The organism is Desnuesiella massiliensis, assembly GCF_001403615.1.
Lineage (GTDB): Bacteria > Bacillota > Clostridia > Clostridiales > Clostridiaceae > Desnuesiella > Desnuesiella massiliensis.
In genome coordinates this window covers 1405023-1429955 of record NZ_LN879457.1, presented here as the reverse complement: position 1 = coordinate 1429955, position 24933 = coordinate 1405023, and the positions used below count along the sequence as shown (strand labels likewise).

Below are 24933 nucleotides of genomic sequence, written 5' to 3'. Positions count from 1 at the left end.
CTATCATAAAATTTGTAACAAAAATATAAAAATATATTATAAAAATGGGGGAAGAGAATGAACCTAGATAATGCATTGGATGAGAAAGAGCCTAAACATCAGCGACGTACTAGATATAAAGGTACTCACCCAAAGAATTTTAAAGAAAAATACAAAGAACTGAATCCAGAGAAATATGCAAATGATATTGCAAAGATTATTCAGAAGGGCAACACTCCTGCGGGTATGCATATTTCAATTTGCGTTAAAGAGATATTGGAATTCCTACAAATTACACCTGGCCAAACCGGTTTAGATGCAACACTAGGTTATGGAGGACATACTTTAGAGATGCTTAAATGTCTAGATTCAAAGGGGCGCTTGTATGCAATTGACGTAGATCCTATTGAATTGCCACGTACCAAAGATCGTTTAGAACGTTTGGGTTATGGTTCCGAGATTTTAGAGATTAAGCAAATGAACTTTTCCAAAATAGATCAAGTCACGTCCAAATCAGAACCCTTTAATTTTGTATTGGCAGACTTAGGTGTTTCTTCTATGCAAATAGACAATCCTGATAGAGGATTTACATTTAAGGCTGAAGGGCCACTGGACTTAAGACTTAATCCAAAAATGGGTACCTCTGCATCAGATCGTTTAAAAGAAATGACACTATTTGAAATAGAAGATATGTTGATAGGAAATGCTGACGAGCCTCATGCCGCAGTAATCGCTCGTGCTATTCTTTCTACCATAAAAAAAGGAATGGATATAACCACAACAACACAACTTAGAAATATCATCAAAGAGGCTCTGAAATATGTTCCAAGAATAAACGATAAGGATATTAAAAAATCCTGTCAGCGAACCTTTCAAGCGCTCAGAATTGATGTAAATAGTGAGTTTGAAGTGCTGGATGAGTTTTTAGAAAAGCTTCCTGATGTCTTAGCGCCCGGTGGTCGTGTTGCCATACTTACATTTCACTCTGGAGAAGATCGTCGCGTTAAAAAATCTTTTCAACATTTTTTCCGTGAAGGCGTTTATTCCGAAATAGCACCAGAGCCTATTCGTCCATCAGCAGAAGAATGCCGTGCCAATAGTCGTGCTAGTTGTGCTAAATTACGCTGGGCAATCAAAGCATAAGGTGTAATTTTTGGCACTACCTCTGCCTGAAAACACAAAATTCCAGCATTCCTTGTAATGAACCGCTCACTGTCTAGTTCACAGGGAAAAGATAAAATTCTTTAACTGGATTTCGTAAGTACGGAATCCAGTTTTTTATGCGGCTTTTTCCAGCAATTGTCTGTATAATAATTTAGAACGGTTTTTTAAGATGTATAAGTTAATATTGAGTGCTAAATAATCCAGCCCCTTTTATAATTTCCTGCTCCCTAAATAAACTTAAGACAGCTTCATTATAATCACTTAAATTTTGTGACTTCTTTATTTTCTTAGCATACTTTTTATTATCTGAGAATATGTAAATCATATATCCCCATAGCTCTTTCATTCTAAATATTGCATTTTTATCTTCATTAAATAATTCTATATATTTATTAAAAATTTCATCATGAAAATCTTTTAATACTTTTTTATCTACAAAGGTATTGTTTCTAATCTCATCTATTAATCCTGGATTGGCTAGTATTCCTCTTCCTAGCATTACTGTATTTACTTCTGGAAAAGCTTCCATAAATTTATTAAGATCATGAGCGGTGAAAATATCCCCATTATAACATACTGGATTAGTTCTTAAAGATAACGCATCTTTAAATACCTGTAAATTAGGTTTATTTCCATAAAAATCTTTTTGTATTCTGGGATGTATAATCAATTCTTCTAAAGGATACTTATTGTAAATTTTTATTAGCTCATAAAACTCTTCAGGACTATCTTTTCCTATTCTAGTTTTTATAGAAATTTTCATATCATCTATCTTAAATATTTCATCTAAAAATATATCAAGTTCTTCTCTTTTGGCTAGAAACCCTGAGCCCCTATTTTTTGAAACCACCGTTCCAGCAGGACATCCTAAATTTAAATTAACCTCATTATAGCCTAATTGTTGTAGTTTTCTAGAAGTATTAATAAAACCTTCTGAATCGTTGGTAAGTATTTGAGGAACTATATTCATCCCTTTATTATTTTCAGGTAAAACGTCCCTTAATTCTTTAGTTTTAAGGCTTGTACTTTTATTTGAAACAATAAAAGGTGTAAAATATTTATCAATATTATGAAATTTTTTTTCATAAGTATTTCTATATATGTATCCTGTAATTCCTTCCATTGGTGCTAAATAGTATTTCATTTAATAACTCCTTTATAAACATTATAAAAAACATTATATCAGCCTTCGTTTTTCTTATCTACATTAATATTAATTATATTTTCTTTCCATTTTGAATCCTCAAATATGTTACTTATTGATATTATTTTATCACATATAGACAAAATATTTTATAAAAAAATCAGAAGTAAAGCTGCTAAACTTCACTTCTGATGACTTTTTAAATTCTCCCTAAGCTAGGGAAACTTTTTTGACTCATTATGCAATTCTATTTGTCGTTTTCCCTTAAATACCTCTTAGGTTTTTCATTTATTTTTAAACAGTCAATCTACATTATTATAAAAAGAGATTGTCAGGTTTATTGGAATTTGTCTTTATGTTTAAAGAGTTTTAGTAAAATAATAGCGTTTTCCTATGACAGGATAGTTTTCTAATACAAACACTTCCTTGTATCCATGCTTTTTATAAAATTCAGGTGCTTGAAAACTAAAAGTATCTAAAAATGAATACTTGCAACCTCTCTCTTTTGCTGTTTGTTCTGCCTTATTTAAAATATTACTTCCAATACTATGTCCCCTTAATTCTTCACTTACCCATAGGAATTTTATAAACAACCAATTACCATGTGTATTTCCAATTAGGCCAGCAACTTTTTTCCCTGTTTCATCTTGTAAATAAATGCCTAAATCCTTTTGATTTTTATCTTCAATTCTCGCTAAATTATATTCTAATAAACCTTGAAAAATAATATCTTCATCTTGTTTTTTAATTTCATCAGTAATCTCAATTTTTATTTTAATTCTATACCTCCTTTGTTGACGTTCAAATACAGATAAATTGGAATTTGTCAGCTTCGTATTATGATTATTGGGTTTATCATATTGCAATCCACCAACACACTCCAAATTTGTCTATAACAGTCGCACAACACTTGCTCCATGGAACTTCCTGAATGGGATTAATAATAACACCGCCATTACTCAAAATATTAAAGGCATTATAAACCGATTCTTCGCTTCCCATCTCAAAAACATTAAAAGTCATAGTTTCCCATTTCATTTTGTGAACTATGTTTATGTCACAAGGGTTTGCTGCTTCGCCTAATGCTAAAAAACCTTCACCATTTACGGATAATTCACAGTGTACATAAGCAGTTTCGGTATCATTTTTCACTTCAAATGTAATTTCTGCGCCAAAGGCTTTGCAATACATTTCTGCCGCTTCAAAACTACTTTTCACATAAACCTGAGTATAATTTTTCATATTTTCCCTCCTATGCAAAATATAAATAATCCGCAGTTAAAACTGCTCGATAAATTACTATTTATATTACTCAACCTTAAATTAGAATTTGCATTATTTGACGATGCTTATCCACAAATTTAGGCGTTTTAATCTAATAAGAATCAGCCTCTAATTTATCAATAAATTCCTTCATTTCATCAAATTGTTCTTGTTTAGAAGATGCATAAAGCATATCGTAATCATTATTCTCAATCATACAAATTACCTCATCATCACAATTTCCATAATATGAAATATTCATCCACTGATGTAATTCATAATCTATCTTTTTGTATCGATTTCTAATAATTTGAGCCTGTTCCTTGCTAATAATATATAATTCTTCACTACAATATTCCAGTCCCCAACTAACTGCCTGAAAAAATGCCATTGCATATAAAAAATCAAGTAAATTTTTACTTTCAAGCTCAAACTCATTTTCATCCCATGAGCAATAAACAGGTGGATTCTCTTTATTCAAATCACTCTTTTTTATAGCCCATTGAACAACATACTGATTTTCTTTGTAAAATATAAGATATTCTTTAGCATCAATCAATTCACTTGGATGGCATAAATTATTTTGTGTTTGATTTATCTGCTTGTAATTCCCTAATTGTCTGTAATACTCTTGTAATACAAAAGGCAAAGTCTCATGTTTTTTACAAGCTTTACGTATATCATCTTCTGAAAAGTCGTCATTATGATTTATATTAAAAAGTTTTCTTATAACCTCAAATTCCATTTATTTCTTCCTTCCGATTTCATAAATACCACCTACAAATTACTATTTATAGTATAAAAATAGAAATAGCCAATAGAAAGCAAATTTCCATTGCATACCTGTTTTCCACAAATATGAATAATCAGAATAACACATTATGCTCGTTTTATGAAGAGCAGAAAAATATCTATTTATCTTCTCCACGGATCTTTTTGTTCTTGCGTTCTTCCAATTCCTCAATTTGCTTCATCAAACAATCCGAAAAACTCCCCTCTATTGAAGTTGTTTCGCCTGTCTGATAGTAATCTAATATGACAATATTACCGTTCTTATCAAAACAGAATATTTCGTCACCATTTCCAATGATGGATAAGAAAGGAACGTAGTCTATAAATCCTGCTTCATGTAGTTCTTTTGTCTTGACACGGATATCTAAAAAATCTGGTATTTCTTTTGCTATTCCATAAACAATGATGCCGCGGCAAAAAGACCAAAACGGACCAATATCAAACTGCTTTGCTTGCGGCCAAACTTCTTCTCTCACATTCATATATAGTCCGCCTAGCGGTGACATGGTAAACTCTCTAAACTCCTGCGGTAGCATACTTCCAATACTTTTTTCGAATGCAGATATATCCGATTCAGACGGTTCATTTCCCATACAGGCAACCACCTGATATGTATTTTTGTCATAGTTACGGAAATAATCATAAATTTTCTGTAATGCCATTTTAATTCTCCTCCTTCACCAAATATAAATTTCCTGTAGCCTTTTTTAATTCTCCTACAAATTATTACTTCTGAACTATCAATCCAAATATGTATCTAAACGCTGAATAAACTCAAAAAATGTATTGCCTAAAACAATCTTATCTTCATCAGACATTGAAACCGCCGGAACAGCAAAATAATTTTCATTTGTATCCACTCCAAATAATTCACCACCGCCGGAAGAACCTATAATGCAATGATTGGGAAGAAATTCATTTATACAATAGTCCTCGTTTATTTCTTCTAATTCTTCTAATGGAAATAATATCAACCATGCTCCTTTGCCGATACTACCTTCCCCACCATTATATTTTTTCATAAACTCAATGTAATCTTGAGGTAAGTTGATTCTATTTATAGGTATGATTTCAACTTCACCAGCGTCACCATTAAAATTAAAATCTACTAAGAAATCATAAAAATACTCCATTATCTCCATCTCCTTGTTGTACTTCAAAACCCCTCTAATAAATTATATAAATTTTACGCCAATAACTTCATTGATAGATTAAAGCTGATGGCATAAGCCACACCATAAGTAATGTGTTGCTCTCATGGCACATTCTTTATCTTCTGAAAATAAATCTAATAACAAGCTCGAAACTTTTGGAATATATTTTGATTGGTCCAAATATTCCGAAATGTCCTGATTAGCGTTTCCGTAGGCAGTTTCATATTGACTCCAGCCGATATTCTTTATTTCATTTTCAATATTCATAATGGTTTCTCCTTGCCACCATCCACCCCTGTCTTTCGCTTAACTTATAACCGTAGTAATGATACAAACTCAATCCCATTTTCCTTGGCATACTTTTCGGCGACTGAACCCGGAATACCTTTTATTTTGAAACCTGGAACAACCTGGTGACCTTTTATCTTGAAACCGATTTCTTCGGGGCTAGTGTACTCTCTCATTTCCATAAACCCAACAGATTTTTCGCCGAATTCCGTAACACTTGCTGGAATTGTAAGTTCAAGAAGCGAGGGACAATGAAAAAACGCCCAGTCGTCAATGCTTGTAACACCATCCTCAATAACAACTTCGGTAAGCACCTCACAGTCGGAAAAAGCCTCGTATGAATTTGTCACGCTATTTGGAATAAAAGCATATTTAATGTATTCAGAACCGCAAAAAACATGTGAAATATCTTCGGTGCCTTGTGGAAAAATTAAACTTTCAAGCTTGGTGCCTTCAAATGCCCATGAAAAATTCCTCACCCTGGGTGGCATATCAATATTTTTCAGAGAATAACAGCAGTTAAATGCATAAGTCATATCAACAAGGCTTTTCGGAAGAGTAACATCTTCAAGACCCTCGCAGCCATGAAAAACGCCAGCTACCGAAATTACGCCTTCTGGAATAACCGCTCTTTTTAGCTCATAGAACCCATCAAACGTACTGTCAAGTGAAACGACGTTTTTCCCATCGATGACATCCGGAATAACAATATTAATATTATTGCCGTTATAACGCAAAATCTCTATCCCGCCGCTAATCAGAGTATATGTCCATAATCTATCCGAGCTTGTAAGGATTTCAACATCTTCATGCTCGTATTTATAGAACCAGTCGTAGCTTTCTCCAGTGCCATATCGTCCTCTCCCATCACTATAATAAGCTCTCATTGTAAAAACCTCCAATATTATATTTAAAGGGCGAAAAATCTATTACAAATTTAATTTTTCCAAAGCTCTTCATTACTACATGATTCATAACTTGGCTCTGCAATATGTGGGTAGTTGGATGTATCCTGTTGATGCTTTTTAGCCCATGCTTTGATTGATACATATAATATTGACTCAAACTCTAAATCTGGGTCTAATGTTCTTCCTCCATACAAAATAGAACTATAATAACCTTGCCCATTTACGATTGCAACACACCGCTGATAAAGAAATAAATCATTGGAAAAAAGCTCTAATGTTCCATATAATTGCATGGCTATTTTCTTACTATCAATATCATATAATAGCTTGGACATAATATTTTCAAATTCAAATATTTCTTCATCAGATTGCTCTGATAAATACTGAATAACAGGCGCTAAAACCTTATCATCATTTCCCTCGTTGCTCCAATCCAACATTTTAATTATTTTCCAAAATTGATTTTTTTTCATACATATCATCTCCAAATTTCGATTTTCACTGTTCGTCTTATTACCATATTAGCTACCACGCCAAATATAAATTTCTTGTAGCGTTGTTTCAACTCACCTACAGCAGCGAATACCCATAATCTTAAGAGCAATCTATAAGGTATGTAAATCTTCAAGTGAAACAGAATATCCCTCTGCTTCTACCAAAAACTCAAATTGAATAGTCAAATCATTTATCTCTCCATTTGTTGTTAAGTCATAGTCCATACCATATCCCCGTCCACTTTTATAGGGTATTATATCGATTCGTCGATTCTCACATTTACTTTTTATTGGGTCATCAATTTTAAGTATTGGCCGAGAATCATCTAAATATTTGAGGGCTAAAATCAAATCTGTTTCAGATAAGCGACTGCTATCAAATAATGCTAAAAACGAAGAGTAGTCACTCTCAGCTAATTTTGCAACCGCCATATTGGCAAAAGCAATAAATGCTTCTTTTTCTTTTCCTCTTTCAATATGTATCATGCTGCCTCCTATTATATAAATTTTCTGTAGCTTTGTATTGCATACAGGAGCGAATGCTCATTTTATTCGCAATATGGAAACACGTTTGTATTATCTATTTATCAATTTCTGATTCTAACTCGCATTCATCCCATAAAATCCGATAATAGGAATTGTTGAAATCTGGATTATCTAAATCCTCTACAAACTCGGGTTTCACAATGCACGTCAGACCATTATGCGTATGCAGTTTTACAGGTCGTGAGAAAAAAGCACCAAGCGCACTGTAAAATATCATTTGGTTAATAACCCGAGCGGCATTATCAACTTCGTTTTCCGATAATTTTTCCATGCTGATATCTGGCCGCCCAAATTTACGCATTCCCCGTGTATGAAGCCAAATAGAGCCATCTTCCATTTTAGAAGTGAGAATCACAACATGAGAATACGGGTCAAATTCCGGGTCAAATATCTTACTTGTCCATTCTGATGGCGTATACAACGTAAAAGTCTGTAAATCAAGCACGCCGATCGCACCTTTCTCTACAAGAGCCTGAACAAAGCCAATCGCATTTCGTATGTAGTGTAGATCGGAGTCTTTTTGAACTTCGCCTCGGATTACGGCCCATTTATCTGTTTTTTGTATAGCTTCATATAGATTATAGTAGTTATCGTTAAGCACTTTTCCTAAAGTACCGCCAATCAGTGCATCCATGTATTCATCATTTTCCGGCCTTTTGAGGAATAAAAAATCCAAGCCATCGGGAAACTCATCGACACGATGCCGTTTCCTTGATATATCTAAATGTTCATTATCCGTACCAAATACTATATAAAACAAAAAAGGACGGTAATTTAAATCCTCATAGTAAGGTCTTTCGCACCCCATTTTCACCACACCTTTCATTATATAAATTTTCTGTATCTTTGTTTTAATTCTCCTACAGGAGAGAATGCTCATAACCTATTACTTAAGATATGATTCAAAGACACACCATCATCAGAGTCGTTGTGCCATACAACAAACTTAGGTGGCTTATGGTATTTTTTGAAGTATTCAATTGCAGAATTCACTTTATCAATAGGTAATACCCAAGACAAAGGATATTCATCACGTTGCCCGCTATTTAAGAAGAATTCCATTGTAGCACCTCCCATACCTTTATAATCGGGATTTCGGGAACTGAACCCTGCATCACCTTCCTCACGCAGATACATTAACCAGCCATACTCTCCATTGATTAGTGCACATAATGCTTGTTCATCTGTTTCGTTGTATATCCATATTTCTTTATACTGTTCTTTATCGACCATCTAAAATCATTCCTTACTTTGAATAAAATATAAATTTCCTATTCTTTGATTTAGCTCCACCACATAAACGAATACTTATAATTTTCATGATTGCCCTTGGTTCAAAGAATCCACCCATCTTTGAAAAAACGCCGTTTGCTCTTGTGTATCTGGGAAAGCACTTATCTCAGCATAATCATAACTCTGAGAAAAAAATAATAATTTGCCCTGCTTCTTTTAATGTAATAGGTTCTTCCGTCTGCAATAAATCATCATAGACCTTAAAGAGTTCATAACTAATTTCTTTATTCCATGGGATAGGTCCTAATTGTATTAGCTTTTGAATCCTGTTTTTCACTATAAAGTCTCCTTCCTATGCCTCATATTTGTCTACATAACAACGAATTTCCCGTGTGGATAAACTCCATCGTATGAGCACGGCCATCGACCTTGTTCGTAAATGCTTAAAAGGTCGTTGAAAAAGTCTTTTTGTCCAAGCTGTATTTCGATTGCTGCCCATGACATATCCCTTTTCACGCAATCCATAATTTCGTTCTCTAACCCGCTTTCATTTTCAAGTTTACATCTCTTTATGAAATTGCAGTATCCATTCCATAAAGAGTTTTGTATATCGCTGGAAACGGTCTCAAAAATACAGTCTATTTTCTCATCCGTAATAATATCTATGGCTTGAGTTTCCAAAGAAGAAATTTTAGGTCCCCATAGAGCTAACATTTTTGAGTTGTAACTGTCGTATGCTTCAAAAATGGAAGTAACAACAATGTACCGTTTTTCAGCCGTTCCACATCTTGAAAACCATTTTATTTCATTGATACGGGAAATAAATCCATGTATATTCTTCACTAAGTACTCTCCTTGCATATTATATAAAATTCCTGTAGCTTTATTTTAACTCGTCCACAGGAGCGAATGCTCATTTAGCACAAGCCCAAATATCAATTAGATAGTTGTACTCATCTCTGGAATCGCAACCTGCTTCCATAATATAATTCAAGTTCACTTCCATAAGCAAAAAACCGAAAGACCCTATTTTGTGCTTACCTTGTTTGTATCTGTTATGTTCCCATAAACTTTTGATTGCCCACTGTAAATCAATGATTCTGATTCTTGTCCATATACCATTACACAAAAAGAAATATTCTTGTCCATTTTCTAATCGCATTTCAGATGAAATCCAAGAAAATATTTCTAAATCGGAAGATTCAAAAGATAATTTACTATGTGGCAGTGTATTGTTTGAACACATTACTGGATAATAATCTGAAAACATTTCGTTGAGTCTTCTATTTTCATCATTTTCAAATGTCTCTAAGATTTCTATCCCATTAAGTAATTTTAGTTTGTTTTTTACCTGTTGTACCTTTATCTTTTTCTTTAATAACTGATTTTTTCAATCAATGATACTCACCTCCACAACAGCCAGGTATTACGATACTATTCCTTATAACAAATATGATGTTTATCTAGGTAGTCCACAAAATTATTGTAACTGCTTTTATTATCAAGATATTCATCCCAAGCCACATAGAGTCTGCGGCATAAGTCAATAAATGCTTTCCGATTTTCTCCCAACACACTACATACCTGCTCAAATTCGTTTAAATTTTCCAACATTTTTGGTATTGCGGATTTTTCGGCACCATTCATACCATTCAAAATACCACAAGGAACCTCATGTATAGTAAAACCAATGATTCTGCTCATCAACTTATACTTATAATGTAGTACGGTTTTATTATTCGGTTCTTTGCTCAATATAAATGCAGCCATATCAAAGGGAGTATATGTCCAATTCGATGCTTCACAAAATATTTCCACGAAATCACTGGTTGTACCAATGTTGCGGTCATTATTTTTTTCAAACATAAAACGTATAGCATCAATACTGTTATTTTCAAGATCCGCATAAATGCAAGGTACTAATACTTTTAGGAAAAAAGGCCGTTCATACACTAAATCAGGATTATATTTAATAAAAGAACGGATTTCTTCCACATCAGGCATTTCTGAATAATGGCAATTTTGCCATTCTGTCAGCATGCGATGCCTTTCTTTTCGATCACTTTTCTTCCATGTGCTATGTGCAGGAAAGCGTTGATATATATTCAAATAGTCTTGTAAAACGTATGTCAAGGTACTACCTCCTTTAATAATAGAGAATATTCATTCCCTGCAACTTTGCTTTAATTCGCCTACAAGAGCGAATGCCAATTAAATGTAGTTTTATAGTGAGCATACTTCATCCTTATAATCAAGCAAAAATTCTCTTTGCCACTCGTATATTTTTTTCTCATTATTCATAATCCACTTATCGATGGATTCGGATTCATCAATCCACTCTTGCGGATAGTTGAAATTTCCAATGAATTGAGGAGACTGATAGTTATGTATACCCAGGCAAAACATATGATGAAACTCTTTCCATGAACAACGTGATAAGTGTTGGGCTGTTAATAATAAATCTTGCATATCTGCAATCTCGTAATAAGTCCATACTGCCCTTTCCCCAATAAAATAGACACACTAAACTCGTTATATCTCATTTTCTCGTAGAATAACTAGTTATTTCATTTTTAAGCTGCAGTTACTTTTTTATTTGCTCTATTATAAAACTCATCTGGAGTTAAATAGCCATTAGAAGCATGGATTCTCTGTCTGTTATAAAATATCTGAACATATTCAAAAACAGCTGCTCTAGCTTCATCACGGGTTTTAAAGTGCTTTCCATAGAGCCATTCGCACTTAAGTTTACCCCAAAAGGACTCCATAGGAGCGTTGTCCCAGCAGTTACCTTTGCGTGACATGCTACATATAAATCCATACTTTTTTATAAGATTTTGATAGTCATAAGAACAGTACTGAGACCCTCTATCAGAGTGTAAAATGACGCCGTTAGGCTTTCCAGCGCGTTGATAAGCATCATTTAAGGCATTAATTACTAGTTCTTTAGTCATTCTTTCACTCATTGATAATCCAACAATCTTCTGTCCACATAAATCCATAACCCCAGCTATGTATAGCCAGCCCTCATCTGTCCACAGGTAGGTTATATCGCTAACCATTTTTACATTAGGTTTGTCTACAGAGAAACCGCGATTAAGGATATTTTCTGCAACTGGAAGCTTATGATTAGATTTAGTGGTTGCCCTAAATTTCTTAGAAACCCTTGATCTTATACCATTCTCACTCATTAGTCGTTCTACTCTTTTATGGTTAATAGGCTTAGGTTCTTCTTTATTTATAATTTGAGTAATCTTAATAGACCCAAAAACCTTGCCGCTTTTATTGTGGATAGTTTGGATTTTTCTTAATAGACTTCTATTTTCTATTTCTCTTTTACTTTGAGGTCTTTTATCCCATGCATAGTAACTGCTTCTAGAAACACAGAGGACTTCACACAGCTTCGCTATACGATATTTATTGCAGTTAGCTTTGATAAATTCAAACCTTTTTACTTTAGGTTCTTGGCGAAGAAAGCTGCCGCTTTTTTTAGTATCTCAATTTCCTCTTTAAGCTCTCGATTCTCTCTTTCTAGCTTTCTGAGTTTTTCATCTTCAGGACTTAAATTACCACTACCAGGGAAAGGAGCATTAGGAGATTGTTTATATTTTTTTACCCACCCTTGAAGTGTTGTAGGTTTTATCCCTAGATCTGCTGCTACCTTTGAAACGGGTTCCTTAGTTCTCTCTATTCTCTTTACTGCTTCTAATTTAAATTCTGCACTATAATGGTTATTCATTAAAATCATTCCCTTCACTTTTAGTATAACACGAGTTCCTCGTGTCTACCAAAGTGGGTAAGGGTCATACCCCACTTCTTAAGGAGTTCCCAAACCATTGAGATATCGTACTATATATTCGAATACAATCAGGAACATCGGATTTTCCCATTTTAATTATCTTAAATATTTCTAACATGAACTCAGTATCAACGTGATAAAAATCACGTATATCTGTTGTTTCAAGTTTTGTGTATAGCTTATCAAATTCCATATAATTCTCCCGTGCTTAATATAAATTTTCTGTAGCCTTTTTTAATTCCCCTACAGGAGCGAATGCTCATCTTATTCATACTGATATTCTGTAAAATAATAAACATCATTACCGTAATCGAGCCATTTTTCAAACCAACCCAAGAAATCTTGACGCTGACAACAGGGCTGTATTCCTACATCACAAAAAAACCAAATTTCCCCACGACATTTCCCTGTAACAATTAAATTATAGGATTGTGCATCTCCAATATAAATAAGCTCAATGTTTCCATTCCCAACTTCCAATAACTGAGATTCGGATGGACATTCTTCATCCTCCCAAATCCAAGGATCTTCAAAGGGAAAAGTAGCTGATAATTTTTCTGATATCAATCTGTCTATCATATCAAGAGATTTCATTTTGAATCCACCAATCATATCACAGCCATCGCCTACCTCAAGCAAAAATTTTCGATAAACCTCAGGAAGTATGGTATCATGCTTCTTTTCAAATAAGCAAATTTCTTCTTCCGATAGTTGCTCCCCCAAGAAAATATCTTGGACCATGCATTTTTCTTTTATTCTCTTTATTATTAAATTATACTGCTCTGGTTGATAGATAGGCATACTTATCCTCCTAATTGATAAATTCCTGTAGCGTTATTTTAATACTAAAAAATGCCGCACTCTTCACATCAAATGTCAGCATCTGAAATCCATTTAAGAGATGGATGCTTTTCTCCTGTCTTACAAAAATGCACAATGATAGCTTTAATATCCTTCAATGAATAGCACATCATTCTTTCTTGAGGGCAAGCATTGATAATTAAATCTACGGAATAGATATTTTGACTTCCATTGTCAAAATAAGAAATGTCATCATTATATTCGTCAACCCATCCAATAAATGCTGCTTTTTCCTTGTTAAACTCAACTGATAAACTGATATCACCTACAGTGTATTCTAAATAGATATAGTCTTTACCTATTTTATCTAATATAGCATTATGTTGGCTTTCCGAAATACCAGATGTGCTTTCTATTGTCATAGGTTTCTTAGTGTCACTTATATATATTTTCGTACATAGCATAAAAACCTCCAAAGACTCAACAAATATAAATTTCCTATAGCGTTGTTTTAATTCGCATACAAGAGCTAATGCTCATAATGTGGCTACGGCTGATTGCGGATAGTACATCCAATATAGTTGTCATAATGGATGGAATGCGCATACCAATCTGGGGTATCCCCGAAAAGCCGTCGAATTTCCGGAACAACTTCACTCTCCCAAAGCTGTATGACTTTCTTCAAATCGGAGGTATACAGCTCCAGTTCATACATTGAATGACATGGGCGATCGCTAGCCAACACATGACTGATAAAAAAATTGTAGCCTGAGCACCGTAAGTAGATATGCAACGAATCTCCGCGACGAAGCTCTGTGCTTATATTCAGCGCGTAATTACCCTCTGGAACAATTTTCCCAAAGTCACAATATCCGTTGATTTTCGGGTGATGCCAGAGAAATCCGTTTTCTTTGAGTATCTTCTTGAAATAAGATGCTGTGTTTCGATGTTGAAAATCCTTATTCTTGGGAGCATTTGCAACTGATTGGTAAGCCCCTCCGTCAAATGGAATTCCGCTGGGCATAGGCAACTGTGCCCATGCCTCACTTCGTTTCTGCAAAAACAACTCCATCTGTTTTGCAGCAGCATCAAAACGAGCTATTTCTTCAGGTGGAAAACAGCAGACCATCTGCTTCATTCTGCGTTTACCACCAAACAACGCGCTGATTTTTTCGATTTGCTCATCCATCTGCTCAAGCATATCAGTTTCGATAAATGGCGTTACTTCAAAGCGCAGATGCATGGGATTGTAGTTGGTTCCATAATCAAAGCATTTTGCTAAAACAATACTGTCAGATTGATAGAAACTGCATTCTGCATTGTATAGATTCATACCGTCCGTTGCACAGGGAACATCCTGTATACCGCAAGATAATGCCGGCTCGGGGTTGCTGTCTCCAAACCACGGAATGGCATCCAATAGGATGGTGCTACTATAGAAGGAATACGGCTTGGGAATTTTCTCAGCCACCGCTGTCAGCATCTCCGGTGTTATTGCATTGGGGATTCCCTGCTGCACATAGGTAAGCCCGCTCACAGCAGGAAAATTAGAGGCTGTAGTCTCGCACGGTCTTTGTTCACTGTGCGGCCACAGATAATCTTCAAACCGCGGGAACGCTTTCACCAGTTTGCCCATAGAAGTTTTAGAAAATAATTGATTCTTAGTATTCGGCACATCTTGAAATGCGAATAAGTAACGTGCAGGTGTAAGACTTTGCTCTTTAAGCTTGTCCAATATATAGGGCAGCATCCTTTGGAATGGAACAGCCTTTTTTAAATCCTGTGTTATTGATATAAAAACTCGCATATGACCCTCCATCAAATATCTCATTAAGTATTATATAAATTTCCTGTAGCTTTGTTTTAATTCTCCTACAGGAGCTAATGCTCATTTTATTTAAATTGAAGAACTGTCAAGTCCTCCATCAAAAATAAATTTTTTATGCTCTGGGTCATACGCTACCCATACTTCTAATCCGAGATAATCATCTATTGGCATACGAAAAGATGGAGCGGGGTAATATCCCAAGAAGCATGTAAAAACGCTCCCCCAAATTCTTCCGTTTTCTTCGTGCAACGCAATATCACCAACATACCATTCGCCTGTCATTTCACATCTGCGAGGAAACATATGCAAATCATCGTTGCAAGCACCTTCATCTTCTAAATACTCTATGATTTCTTCGACCACGATCTTCATGATCTCATCTTCATGATTTTCAAAAAGATCTTTCAGTTTTGGATCGGCAAACCGCATTTGAGGTTGTAACTTCTTTTCATAGTTTGTATAGTCATTGTTCGGATTTGGATTTGGCATAAAGATTTGTTTTAGTTCCCAACTCATAATTATTCCTCCCATACAATGTTATATAAATTTCCTATAGCCTTGCTCTATTTCGAGCTACGGGAATTAATGCTCATAATGTACGTTTGATAGACTTTAAGTTTGATAGTGTGATTTCTTCGAAAGTTTGTTTTTCCTCTTGATCTTCAAACACTCTTTTAGGAATTAACGTATACATACGTGGAGCTTGAATCAAAAAATAAAAATCATCGCTTTCCCATAGTTCAGAGTAAATATCCCACTTCAATTCTGATTCAATGTTTGACGTTTTCCACTTAATGATGCCTTTTAAAAATACCATTATGTATTCTTCATGATATTTTGCTGTCTGTTTAAATCTAAGAATGGGCATAAGGAAATAATATCAAACTCCCGAGTGCAGTTGCAGTCAGTACGATCCCCAATAGTATAATACTAAATATGCTGAAAGAAGAAAGAAAAAGGTTACTTATTGAAAATATCAGGAACAGCGCAACCAAAATTGTGTCATATCTACGTATCGTTTTATTTGCAATCAAATATTGCCGTTCTGCTTTTACATATTCACTCTGTGTATATTGGAATACCAATTGTACTGTTTTCAAAAATACACCTCCGTCCAAATAATCGCCAGTTAAGCTATCCTGGCAAGTTCTTGTTTTGTCATTCATATTATGTTCGTAATCTTGTTTATTCAACAAACAATGGTGGCGCCCCATTCCATGCTAATTCCGGCATTTCAGGAAGTTCATTGAGATAAATATAGATTGTTTGATTATCCCCCCATCTTCCAGAATTCGGCTTTCTGGTGAGTGCTGTGATATGATAAAAACTATCTTGGACTTCTACTATTTGCTCCTGCGGGCATTCACCGTCAAATTCCATAAGCCAATACAAATCTATGACATGGATTTTACCGCCTTTCACTTGAAGTCCAAGCCGTATAGCCACAGGATATTCCTTGCTTATGGTTTCGTCGGGATACCCACTTCTAAAGCGCAGGTCAAATTGTCCGGGTGTTCCAGTGCAGAAAGCAGTTATATCACCTTTTCGGATGTGTTCTCCAATATCAGCAGGGCGATTAAATTCCTGCATCAAAAAATTACTTCCGACAGCAATATCTGTTACCATACCCGGAGAATAAAATGCAATTCCCAAACCAGCTATGTAAATGTTTATATCTCTGTTTATATTATTCATTATTTTTCTCCTTAATATATTTATCGTCTAATTTATTAATATCAGCAATACACACAAAAAAACCAGTCCAGCTTCTATGGAAATAAAGCTTGCCACCATCATAATATATAAACCATTTATCTTCCATTACCTCTGGAATTCGACCATATTCTAGAAGTTCAAATTCTTCTTGATGAATTATTCTATTAAGCATAAATATCTCGGTTTCAGAAAGCATACATTCATTTTTCCAGCTGTCTCTTTTATCTCTTATCAAAATAATGCTCCCCATATTTTATATTAACTTTCTGTAGATTTGTTTTAATTCTCCTACTGAAACGAATACTCACTGTTAATAATTCATTTTTTATACGTTCAAATTCATTTTTCCATTCTGGATTATAATCTTCTACTATTACATATTTCGTTTTCATTAAAATCTCCTCTACAAATTTACTATTTATATTACTCAACCTAAATTGGAATTTGATTCTTATTTTCTTTTAGGGTTTAATGATATTCCTTCACTAAAAGTAGGATGATTACTATCTCTTTCAGATGTTATAATTTTCATTCCTTCAGGAATTGGCCAGTTAACCCCTATTGTTTTATCATTCCAAGGAATACCGCTTTCGTCTTCTGGATGATAATAGTCAGATAATTTATAAGCAAATTCAGCCCTATCAGAAAGGACTAAGAAACCATGTGCGAACCCTTCCGGAACATATAACATGTTTTTCTTTTCAGCTGATAAAACACACCAAACCATTTACTATATGTTTTAGATCCTTCACGAATATCAACTGCCACATCAAAAACTTCACCACTTGTGACACGAACTAATTTTCCTTGCTGATATGTTTTTTGAAAATGTAATCCTCTAAGAACACCTTTTTTGGACATTGATTGATTTTCTTGAACAAATTCCATATCAAGTCCAGCTTCTTTAAAATCTTTAGAATTGTATGTCTCTAAATTATAATCTCTTTCATCTGAAAATACTTTAGGCTCTATGGTATAAAGTCCTTCTATATCCAAACATTTTTCAAACTTGAATTGTCCCATTTTGACCTCCATATATTGGGTTAAATCACTTTTTGCAATTGGAATTTATGAGTTTCATGGTAGACTTTATGCTATTACACTATTAGTAAAGCTGCTTAAATTGATTTTAATATTTAATTAATCCCATTGTCCTGGAAATCTTAATTTCTGTAGTTGTGGGAATTTTTTATTATATTCTTCCACTTCTTCCTTTGGAAGATTTTCAAAAACTTCCGATTCGTAGAACTTTCCTTTTATGTTTTTCATACTATCTTCTGCTAATTCAATTCCCATAAATGCATCAAAGTTTTTACCATCAGCAGTTGTAATATTAAAGTTGTCGCAGGTTTTAAATCCTATTCGAGGATAATAATCTGGTTCTCCAAAAATTACAATACCTTTATATCCTTTATCTGCAGCTAAGCTCATTGTTTCCCTTAATAACAGCTCACCAACTCCACATCCCTGCCATTTAGGCTCTACACAAAGAGGTCCAAAGGTTATAATTTCATGTGTATCTGCACCATCAACAACTCTTGCCTTTGAATACATTATACATCCTATTACCTCTCCATCCTTTACTGCTATTCTGCTTAGCTCTGGAAGATAGTCTTTATCTTGGCGTAATTTATGCACAAGGTAATGTTCGACACATCCAAGATGATGTTTATTCCAAAATGCATGCTGTGTCATTAACTCTACATTGTACCACTCATCCTTTGTTTCCATTCTAATTTCTATTTCTTCACGACTTAATCTTTTCTTTTCTTCTGGAAACCATCCAAATTCTAACCTTACTTCTTTTCTTTGTAAATCATTGTTCTTGTAGCAGCAAGTATCCATACCAATCAAGCTAAAACCTTCATGCTGATAAAAATCTACTGCATTAACATTACACGATTGTGTTTCTAGTATAATAGCTCGACGACGTTCTCTTCTTGCTTGTTCCTTTGCCATTTCAATTAAAGTATGACCTATTCCTTGCTTTTGATATTTTTCTGCTACCCAAAGTTCTGTAATTCTTAGACGATTAGACCATAATTCTTGATCAGTTTCAATTGCAGCAACTAATTCATTATTAACTAACACTCCCCAAGCATAAGCATTCTCCCAGTGTTCTTCATATAACTTATCTGGGTAATCATATTCTTCTGGTGTATGAGTTACTGGCTCTGCAAAGTCTTTCTTTTCTATCTCAATAGCAAATCCTTTATCTGTTTTATTTACTATAACATCATAATATTTATCTGTTTTATACTTTATTGGAATTATAGTTCCCTTCCATTTCTCTTTTGGTAAATGTATAATTTCATATTCCATTATCTTTATCCTCTCTTTTTTATATCAGTTATTGTCTTAGCATACTCTGGTTCTGCTCACTTTATAGTTACAATACTCCCCTAAGCAAATTAATAGTTTATCTATAAATAAATTCTTTGATTTCATAGGATATGGGAGCCTTATGAACTAAATAGTACTCTGCAATGGCATCTTCTAAATAGTCATAAATATCGTCATCTGTATATGCTAATTTACATATATCAACTTGATCATCAGTAATTTCGCCATTAGCATATTTACGAGCATAATTTCCATTATCCTTTATATAATCCAGAATCATTTTTATTCTCATATTCTTTGTTTCATCAAACAAACCACAACTTGCTAATTTTTCTTTAAGAAAATCACAGAACCATTCAAAATTATCATCCCAATTTATATTTCCATTATCTAATGCTTCATTTCTTAATTTTTCTGCCATTCTAAGCATTTCACCTTGAGGATTATTAGCCTGCCCAGACTTCGGCACCATATTTCTCCATATATGTTTACACTCTTCGAAATGCCTTTGTAAATAACCTTTTACTCCTATCTTCTCTACTACCTCATACTGTTTGCTCCAATCAATTTTATCATCATTGCTTGTAAAGTTCTCTGATTTTTCTGTTTTTTTCATGCATATCCTCTCCCCTACAAATTTATAATTTTATATATCAAACATAAAAATGTTTGGAACGGAATTTTCCCCAAATGTCTTTAAAGCCATTCTATACATTGCTTTAGCATGTATTCTATCATGCCATATAAATCTTCGTAACATTTTTCGTAACGACCACTGTTCATTATAACTCCCCTCAAAAACATCATTATTTAAATACCTTTCTTTATTCTCTAAGATTTTAAAACCACGTCTTCTGCAATCTAAAATAGAACCGCTATTGTCAATCTCAATTCCGATTTCTCCAAAATAGTATGAATTCACATTTTTAGTGTGTTCATACATTTCTTGTGCAGTTCTCGGTACATCTCCATAAAAAGTTTTTCTCATTGGCAAATTACTTTTATTTTTGTCTGATATCATTGAATAAAGTAATAAGAAATCTTCTGCTGATTTCAACGCTAACTTTTTTAAAGTGGCATATTCTTTCTCTGTCAATGGTTTCTTTTCCTCTTCAAAAATAATATCAGAATCCGCATCACAAATTTGTAGCTCAGAACTTTTTTCTTGAATAATTTCTGTAGTAAAAACATCCGGTATTTCTTCTCCACACCATTTTATATAAGAAATAACCTCTTGTTGCATCTTCTCTAAAGCAATCTCAAGAGCTTTTCCCCTTGTGAATGCTCCGATAAAATTATCCGAGTATAAAATTGTATCGCTACCATTATGCTCCCATACACATCTTATTTTCATTGTTTATCTCCTCTACAAATTGGAAGTTTACCAACGTTCTATATTTTTATGATGCTTTTGTAAATATACTTTCTTTAATTCTTCAGGTGAAATTGAATAACAAAGCATTACATCATTAAAGTACATTAACACATCACACAACTCCTCTACAAAATGATTTCTTGTCTCTTCATCATTCATAATGTGGTTATCCCCTTTTTTCTTGATTATATCCGCAACTTCACCGACTTCAATCATCATCCACAATAATTGATTACGCCCTATATCTGGTGATAAGCCACCCCATTTATCCCTATATTTTTCCTGTAATTGTTTTTGGATTTTTTGCATCTCATTTAGCCCAAAATCATTCATATCAAATTCCTCCTCAAATTACTATTTATATTACTCAACCTTAAATTGGAATTTGACTACTACTTTTTACTGGTTTTCTTATTAAGTTTTAACACAATATTTTGCTTTACTGCCATAGATTGAAACAGTTTTGCTGCAAGTGTAGCCTTCTCTTTTAGTGTTAGATTATCTGATTTTGTTTCAATTGCAATTTGCTCCATTACAGATTTTACATCATGCAATTCTAAAAGATTAACAGCTATGCAGAAAAAATTCTTTTTCCGACCATCATTATAGTTCGCTAATAAGTATCTTAATATTTCTATTTTTTCAGTCAATTCAATTTGATAAGCGTCTATTCCTATTTTTTTGACCTTCTCTAAATCCATTAACTGATTGCGATGAGTAATAAAAGAGTCAAACATATCTATATCAACATATTTTTCACAAGGGTATTCATCACAAAGATAGCAATATTCAAATCCGCCATGCTGTAGGCTACACCTTGCAATTCTACATGACTGATTACCTGCCCCACCACCACAACCAGGGCAATAATTATCCAAGTACATTGGACATAAACCACAGTTTAAGCCACATAGAGAAAATAAAGGATAGTTTCTTATGAAATTTTTCATTTCCGTACCTCCTCTATTAAATTGGAATTTGTTTATGAAATATCTTCTTTTTTTAATGATTTTTTATAGAAGCAATAATGTAATGTTACAACTAATGCAACAATTATCAAAAGATGCAAAATAGTATGATATACATCTCGTATATATCTTGAACTCGAATCAATCCAGTGTATTGCATTTTCAAAATAACTAATTTTTCCTTCGCCATTCCCAAAAAGTGTAACCCATTCATGACTGAAAAATTGTGTAATCAACCACATAAATAACCATATAGAAAGTACATATTTTCCAATACGTTCTTTGAATAAAAATAAAAGTAATGCTGTCAAGAAACAAATAAAAAATATGCCATCTTCATGGTAAGAACGAGTAACAAGATATTTATCTCCAAAATATACACCTATCATATCTAAAAAGAACCATCCGAGTAATAATAGGTTTGCAATGATACAATATGACTTCTTCATTTTCTTCCTCCTGTCAAATTACTATTTACACATAGCTTCTTTTATTTCTTTCTTAGCATATTTCCCAATTATTCCAGTATATATCATAATTTTAGCATATAATTTTACATCTTTATATATTTTATTTTATTGATTATTGAAATTTACATAAAAAAAATCAGAAGTAAAGCTCTTAAGCTTCACTTCTGATTTTTACCAACAAATATTTTAACCTTTTTCCTATGAAACATCCATCCTATTTATATACCAACACCCATATATAAGGCCTCCCACAAACATTACTACCGCTATAATAACTGCACTTGGCATTATGGAAATGTCTCTTATAATTTTGTAATTATCTCTTATAAGCATAAGATTAGACACTACTGGCAGTGGAAAAGGTATATATGCTCTTACCGCTGGGTAGGATAGAAATACAAAGCTTGCAATAAGCCGTATACCTATATACATTATGGGTGCAATAAAATCCTTGCTTACAAGTGATATACATGCGGTTACTGTAATCATAAGCATTTGAAAGATAAAGGCTTTAACAGTTAGTATAAGATGCTTTGTTATAACTGCTAATGTAAGGGTACTTTTAAAAGATATAAAGCTTATTAAAGTAAGCATAGCAAATTCTATGATATAATATTACTGAAATTAATATTACAGCAAATATCTTGCCTAAAAATATTTTTCGCTTAATTTTACTCCTCTTCTTTATCGTTTTCTAAATATATATTTTTTATTTCCATAATAGCTCCAACTAATTCATTTGCTAACTCTTCATTTTGCACTCGAATCAGCGAATTATCATCATAGCTGCCACCAAAAATATCAATGCCTCCATACCACACTATTTTATGATCAACAATCATAAACCTATATCTGTTATGTTTAATCTGAATTACATTGATACCTTGATTTTGCATTTCTTCAATAAACTCAGCAATGTAGCTCTTTTGTTTTTCTGAATACTCACTCTTCTCTCTAATACATAAAGTTATCTTTATCCCCGATTTATATTTCTCAATTAATCTTTCTTTTATGGAATTTATTTTTTTCTTTTGAAGAAATGGACTTGATACTAATATATTTTTCTTAGCACCTACAATGTCCTTTAATACATGTTCAAAATAATCAGAGTCATCATAAATACCACTTTCAGTATCTGAATCCATAATATTATTCCTAACGCTATATCCTACAGAGCGATATGCAGTTAATCGCTTGTGATACATCCGTTCTAAAACTGGTATGTGAACATCCACATAGTCATAGATAACAACTTCCTTCTTACCTTCATAATTTCTATGAAGTCTTCCTGCATATTGAGCAATTGTGCCTTTCCACGCTATAGGCATTGTCATAAACAGTGTATCTAATCTTGCCTCATCAAAGCCTTCTCCAATAAGTTTTCCAGTTGCCACAATTACATACCTATCCCCATTGCTTATGGCTTTAATCCTATCTAATGCCTCTTTTCTTTTTTTAGTAGATAATTCTCCAGACAACACAATTATTTGAAAATCTTTTCCACTAAGCATATTTACTAAAACACTAATATGACTTGTTCTTTCTGTTAATACCAAAGGATTCCTACCAGCGTTTATGGCTACTTCTATATCATTCACAATTAAATCATTTCTATAATTGCTTTCACAAATATGTTGATAAATTTCAGTAATACACCATTCTCTATCCTCTTCATTTATTGGCATTCTAGTAGATGTAAATCTAGGTGCAATAAAATGATCAAAACTTCTTTGTTTTGCCTCCTGCTTAGCATCTACTTTATATCGTATAGGTCCACATTGCATGAAAATAATAGGATGATGCCCATCTTTACGAATAGGCGTAGCAGTTAATCCGTAAACATATTTTGCGCTAGCATAGCTTAGAATTCTATTAAAATTCGTTGCAGAAATATGATGACACTCATCAACTAGAATTAATCCGTATTTGTTAACAAATGGCTTTATGCTTTTGTCTTTTTCAAACATCGACTGCATAATTGCAATATCTATTACTCCATTTAAAGAATTTTTACCACTACCAAGTTGACCTATAATTGAAGCCTTCCTTTTATTGCCTTGAACCTCCTCATCTATTTCTAAGAATTGTTCAAGACGTTCTTTCCATTGCGCAGCCAATTCTTTAGTATGAACAAGTATTAATGCTGATGTCTTTTTTTCAGCAATAATTCTAGCCCCAATAACTGTCTTTCCGAAGCCAGTTGTGGCAGATAATACACCATTATCGAATTTATTCATTTCCTCAAAAGCAAGCTGCTGTTTTTCATTTAGCTCGCCTTTAAAACTAACATTAATTTTCCTTCCATCAATTCTGTTATCTATTATAGAATAATTAATAGCACATTCACTTAATAAATTAATAAGTTTAGTTTCTAATCCTCGTGGTATAGTAATATCACTTTCATTTTCTTCATACATAACAGTGATCCTCGGTATTTTATAGGTTGATTGCCTCATTGCTTGTTTTGAATAAAATTCTGGATTTAAGTAGGATGCCATTTTGCGCAAAACAAATAATCCTTTTGGGGATATCCCCTCTTTACATATTGTTATTCCACTACATCTATTCATAATAATTTTTTCAGAAAAATCAACTTTTTGAGCTTTAATTTCTTTTTTATTGTTCATATGTTCTATAAACTTATTCTCTTTATCGCCTTCAGAAATCT

Annotated in this window: 36 protein-coding genes and 1 pseudogene; 1 reads left to right on the top strand and 36 read right to left on the bottom strand. The window is 33.4% G+C overall.

Translation table 11 applies throughout. From position 1 onward, the window contains the following. Window positions 1–57 precede the first annotated feature (57 nt). Window positions 58–1122 carry a 16S rRNA (cytosine(1402)-N(4))-methyltransferase RsmH gene (rsmH, locus tag BN2665_RS24725; protein ID WP_055669746.1) on the top strand — a complete coding sequence of 355 codons (1065 nt, stop codon included), beginning with the start codon at window positions 58–60 and terminating at the stop codon, window positions 1120–1122. Window positions 1123–1321: 199 nt separating this feature from the next. On the opposite strand, the gene BN2665_RS24720 is transcribed toward rsmH, so the two are convergent. From BN2665_RS24720 to BN2665_RS24545, 36 genes and pseudogenes are all read right to left on the bottom strand, one after another. Beyond that, entirely contained in the window at window positions 1322–2287 is a 966-nt protein-coding gene (locus tag BN2665_RS24720; protein ID WP_055669745.1) for a tRNA dihydrouridine synthase, read from the bottom strand. A gap of 359 nt (window positions 2288–2646) precedes the next feature. Next, complete coding sequence (locus BN2665_RS24715; RefSeq protein ID WP_055670058.1) at window positions 2647–3060, bottom strand: GNAT family N-acetyltransferase; 414 nt, start codon at window positions 3058–3060, stop codon at window positions 2647–2649. Between the two features lie 82 nt (window positions 3061–3142). After that, complete coding sequence (locus BN2665_RS24710) at window positions 3143–3529, bottom strand: VOC family protein (RefSeq protein WP_055669685.1); 387 nt, start codon at window positions 3527–3529, stop codon at window positions 3143–3145. 133 nt (window positions 3530–3662) lie between these two features. Then, entirely contained in the window at window positions 3663–4295 is a 633-nt protein-coding gene (locus BN2665_RS24705; protein WP_055669744.1) for a hypothetical protein, read from the bottom strand. A gap of 166 nt (window positions 4296–4461) precedes the next feature. Further along, window positions 4462–5004, bottom strand: a complete 543-nt coding sequence (locus BN2665_RS24700) for an SMI1/KNR4 family protein (RefSeq protein ID WP_055669743.1) — start codon at window positions 5002–5004, stop codon at window positions 4462–4464. A gap of 78 nt (window positions 5005–5082) precedes the next feature. Further along, complete coding sequence (locus tag BN2665_RS24695) at window positions 5083–5502, bottom strand: SMI1/KNR4 family protein (RefSeq protein WP_242866014.1); 420 nt, start codon at window positions 5500–5502, stop codon at window positions 5083–5085. Between the two features lie 51 nt (window positions 5503–5553). Further along, window positions 5554–5763: a hypothetical protein gene (locus tag BN2665_RS24690; protein WP_055669741.1), complete on the bottom strand. Its 210-nt coding sequence runs from the start codon at window positions 5761–5763 to the stop codon at window positions 5554–5556. 44 nt (window positions 5764–5807) lie between these two features. After that, a complete protein-coding gene (locus BN2665_RS24685; protein WP_055669740.1) occupies window positions 5808–6671 on the bottom strand; it encodes a leucine-rich repeat domain-containing protein in 864 nt (287 codons plus the stop codon). Between the two features lie 50 nt (window positions 6672–6721). Continuing rightward, on the bottom strand, window positions 6722–7165 hold the full coding sequence (locus BN2665_RS24680; RefSeq protein WP_055669739.1) for a DUF4240 domain-containing protein: 444 nt from the start codon (window positions 7163–7165) through the stop codon (window positions 6722–6724). Between the two features lie 132 nt (window positions 7166–7297). Then, window positions 7298–7672, bottom strand: a complete 375-nt coding sequence (locus BN2665_RS24675; protein ID WP_055669738.1) for a DUF7668 domain-containing protein — start codon at window positions 7670–7672, stop codon at window positions 7298–7300. Between the two features lie 94 nt (window positions 7673–7766). Then, window positions 7767–8540 (bottom strand): hypothetical protein, encoded by a 774-nt coding sequence (locus BN2665_RS24670; RefSeq protein WP_074042435.1) that lies wholly within the window; start codon window positions 8538–8540, stop codon window positions 7767–7769. 68 nt (window positions 8541–8608) lie between these two features. Next, window positions 8609–8965: a hypothetical protein gene (locus BN2665_RS24665; RefSeq protein WP_055669736.1), complete on the bottom strand. Its 357-nt coding sequence runs from the start codon at window positions 8963–8965 to the stop codon at window positions 8609–8611. A gap of 175 nt (window positions 8966–9140) precedes the next feature. Continuing rightward, entirely contained in the window at window positions 9141–9302 is a 162-nt protein-coding gene (locus tag BN2665_RS27210; RefSeq protein WP_154675024.1) for a hypothetical protein, read from the bottom strand. 32 nt (window positions 9303–9334) lie between these two features. Then, window positions 9335–9808, bottom strand: coding sequence for a hypothetical protein (locus BN2665_RS24660; protein ID WP_055669735.1), 474 nt, complete (start codon window positions 9806–9808; stop codon window positions 9335–9337). A 70-nt stretch (window positions 9809–9878) separates the two neighbouring features. Further along, on the bottom strand, window positions 9879–10127 hold the full coding sequence (locus tag BN2665_RS27670; protein WP_242866013.1) for a hypothetical protein: 249 nt from the start codon (window positions 10125–10127) through the stop codon (window positions 9879–9881). 272 nt (window positions 10128–10399) lie between these two features. Then, window positions 10400–11098 carry a hypothetical protein gene (locus BN2665_RS24650; protein ID WP_055669733.1) on the bottom strand — a complete coding sequence of 233 codons (699 nt, stop codon included), beginning with the start codon at window positions 11096–11098 and terminating at the stop codon, window positions 10400–10402. Between the two features lie 90 nt (window positions 11099–11188). Continuing rightward, window positions 11189–11434 carry a hypothetical protein gene (locus BN2665_RS24645; protein ID WP_242866012.1) on the bottom strand — a complete coding sequence of 82 codons (246 nt, stop codon included), beginning with the start codon at window positions 11432–11434 and terminating at the stop codon, window positions 11189–11191. A 104-nt stretch (window positions 11435–11538) separates the two neighbouring features. Beyond that, window positions 11539–12713, bottom strand: a protein-coding gene (locus tag BN2665_RS24640) for an IS3 family transposase (RefSeq protein ID WP_154674979.1) whose coding sequence is annotated in 2 segments (ribosomal slippage) — window positions 11539–12446 and window positions 12446–12713 — 1176 coding nt in all. Because the reading frame shifts where the segments join, the coding sequence is not laid out codon by codon here. Between the two features lie 55 nt (window positions 12714–12768). Next, window positions 12769–12957 carry a hypothetical protein gene (locus BN2665_RS24630; protein ID WP_242866011.1) on the bottom strand — a complete coding sequence of 63 codons (189 nt, stop codon included), beginning with the start codon at window positions 12955–12957 and terminating at the stop codon, window positions 12769–12771. A 71-nt stretch (window positions 12958–13028) separates the two neighbouring features. After that, a complete protein-coding gene (locus BN2665_RS24625) occupies window positions 13029–13565 on the bottom strand; it encodes an SMI1/KNR4 family protein (RefSeq protein WP_055669732.1) in 537 nt (178 codons plus the stop codon). Between the two features lie 68 nt (window positions 13566–13633). Further along, window positions 13634–14029: a hypothetical protein gene (locus BN2665_RS24620; protein WP_055669731.1), complete on the bottom strand. Its 396-nt coding sequence runs from the start codon at window positions 14027–14029 to the stop codon at window positions 13634–13636. Window positions 14030–14112: 83 nt separating this feature from the next. Then, window positions 14113–15372, bottom strand: a complete 1260-nt coding sequence (locus tag BN2665_RS24615) for a hypothetical protein (RefSeq protein ID WP_055669730.1) — start codon at window positions 15370–15372, stop codon at window positions 14113–14115. A gap of 90 nt (window positions 15373–15462) precedes the next feature. Next, window positions 15463–15909 carry a hypothetical protein gene (locus tag BN2665_RS24610; protein ID WP_055669729.1) on the bottom strand — a complete coding sequence of 149 codons (447 nt, stop codon included), beginning with the start codon at window positions 15907–15909 and terminating at the stop codon, window positions 15463–15465. Window positions 15910–15982: 73 nt separating this feature from the next. Beyond that, a complete protein-coding gene (locus BN2665_RS27665; protein ID WP_242866010.1) occupies window positions 15983–16210 on the bottom strand; it encodes a YcxB family protein in 228 nt (75 codons plus the stop codon). A gap of 368 nt (window positions 16211–16578) precedes the next feature. Continuing rightward, the gene (locus BN2665_RS24600) at window positions 16579–17088 is read right to left on the bottom strand and encodes a hypothetical protein (protein WP_055669728.1); all 510 of its coding nucleotides are present in this window, start codon (window positions 17086–17088) and stop codon (window positions 16579–16581) included. Beyond that, on the bottom strand, window positions 17081–17344 hold the full coding sequence (locus BN2665_RS24595; protein WP_055669727.1) for a hypothetical protein: 264 nt from the start codon (window positions 17342–17344) through the stop codon (window positions 17081–17083). Before BN2665_RS24595 ends, BN2665_RS24600 begins: the two co-directional genes overlap by 8 nt. Further along, window positions 17331–17501 (bottom strand): hypothetical protein, encoded by a 171-nt coding sequence (locus BN2665_RS27205; RefSeq protein ID WP_154675023.1) that lies wholly within the window; start codon window positions 17499–17501, stop codon window positions 17331–17333. The genes BN2665_RS24595 and BN2665_RS27205 overlap by 14 nt, the downstream gene beginning before the upstream one ends. Before the next feature lie 59 nt (window positions 17502–17560). Continuing rightward, a pseudogene (gene rfbC, locus BN2665_RS24590) lies at window positions 17561–18132 on the bottom strand (dTDP-4-dehydrorhamnose 3,5-epimerase). A gap of 117 nt (window positions 18133–18249) precedes the next feature. Then, complete coding sequence (locus BN2665_RS27660) at window positions 18250–19431, bottom strand: GNAT family N-acetyltransferase (RefSeq protein ID WP_242866009.1); 1182 nt, start codon at window positions 19429–19431, stop codon at window positions 18250–18252. 97 nt (window positions 19432–19528) lie between these two features. Beyond that, window positions 19529–20068, bottom strand: coding sequence for a hypothetical protein (locus BN2665_RS24575; protein WP_055669726.1), 540 nt, complete (start codon window positions 20066–20068; stop codon window positions 19529–19531). A gap of 30 nt (window positions 20069–20098) precedes the next feature. Continuing rightward, window positions 20099–20806 (bottom strand): hypothetical protein, encoded by a 708-nt coding sequence (locus BN2665_RS24570; RefSeq protein WP_055669725.1) that lies wholly within the window; start codon window positions 20804–20806, stop codon window positions 20099–20101. A 27-nt stretch (window positions 20807–20833) separates the two neighbouring features. Next, window positions 20834–21160: a MazG nucleotide pyrophosphohydrolase domain-containing protein gene (locus tag BN2665_RS24565; protein ID WP_055669724.1), complete on the bottom strand. Its 327-nt coding sequence runs from the start codon at window positions 21158–21160 to the stop codon at window positions 20834–20836. A 59-nt stretch (window positions 21161–21219) separates the two neighbouring features. Beyond that, window positions 21220–21777, bottom strand: a complete 558-nt coding sequence (locus tag BN2665_RS24560; protein WP_055669723.1) for a DUF3795 domain-containing protein — start codon at window positions 21775–21777, stop codon at window positions 21220–21222. 32 nt (window positions 21778–21809) lie between these two features. After that, window positions 21810–22244, bottom strand: a complete 435-nt coding sequence (locus tag BN2665_RS24555) for a hypothetical protein (RefSeq protein WP_055669722.1) — start codon at window positions 22242–22244, stop codon at window positions 21810–21812. Between the two features lie 219 nt (window positions 22245–22463). Next, on the bottom strand, window positions 22464–22859 hold the full coding sequence (locus BN2665_RS24550; RefSeq protein ID WP_055669721.1) for a hypothetical protein: 396 nt from the start codon (window positions 22857–22859) through the stop codon (window positions 22464–22466). A 77-nt stretch (window positions 22860–22936) separates the two neighbouring features. Then, entirely contained in the window at window positions 22937–24892 is a 1956-nt protein-coding gene (locus BN2665_RS24545; RefSeq protein WP_055669720.1) for a DEAD/DEAH box helicase family protein, read from the bottom strand. Between the last annotated feature and the right edge of the window lie 41 nt (window positions 24893–24933).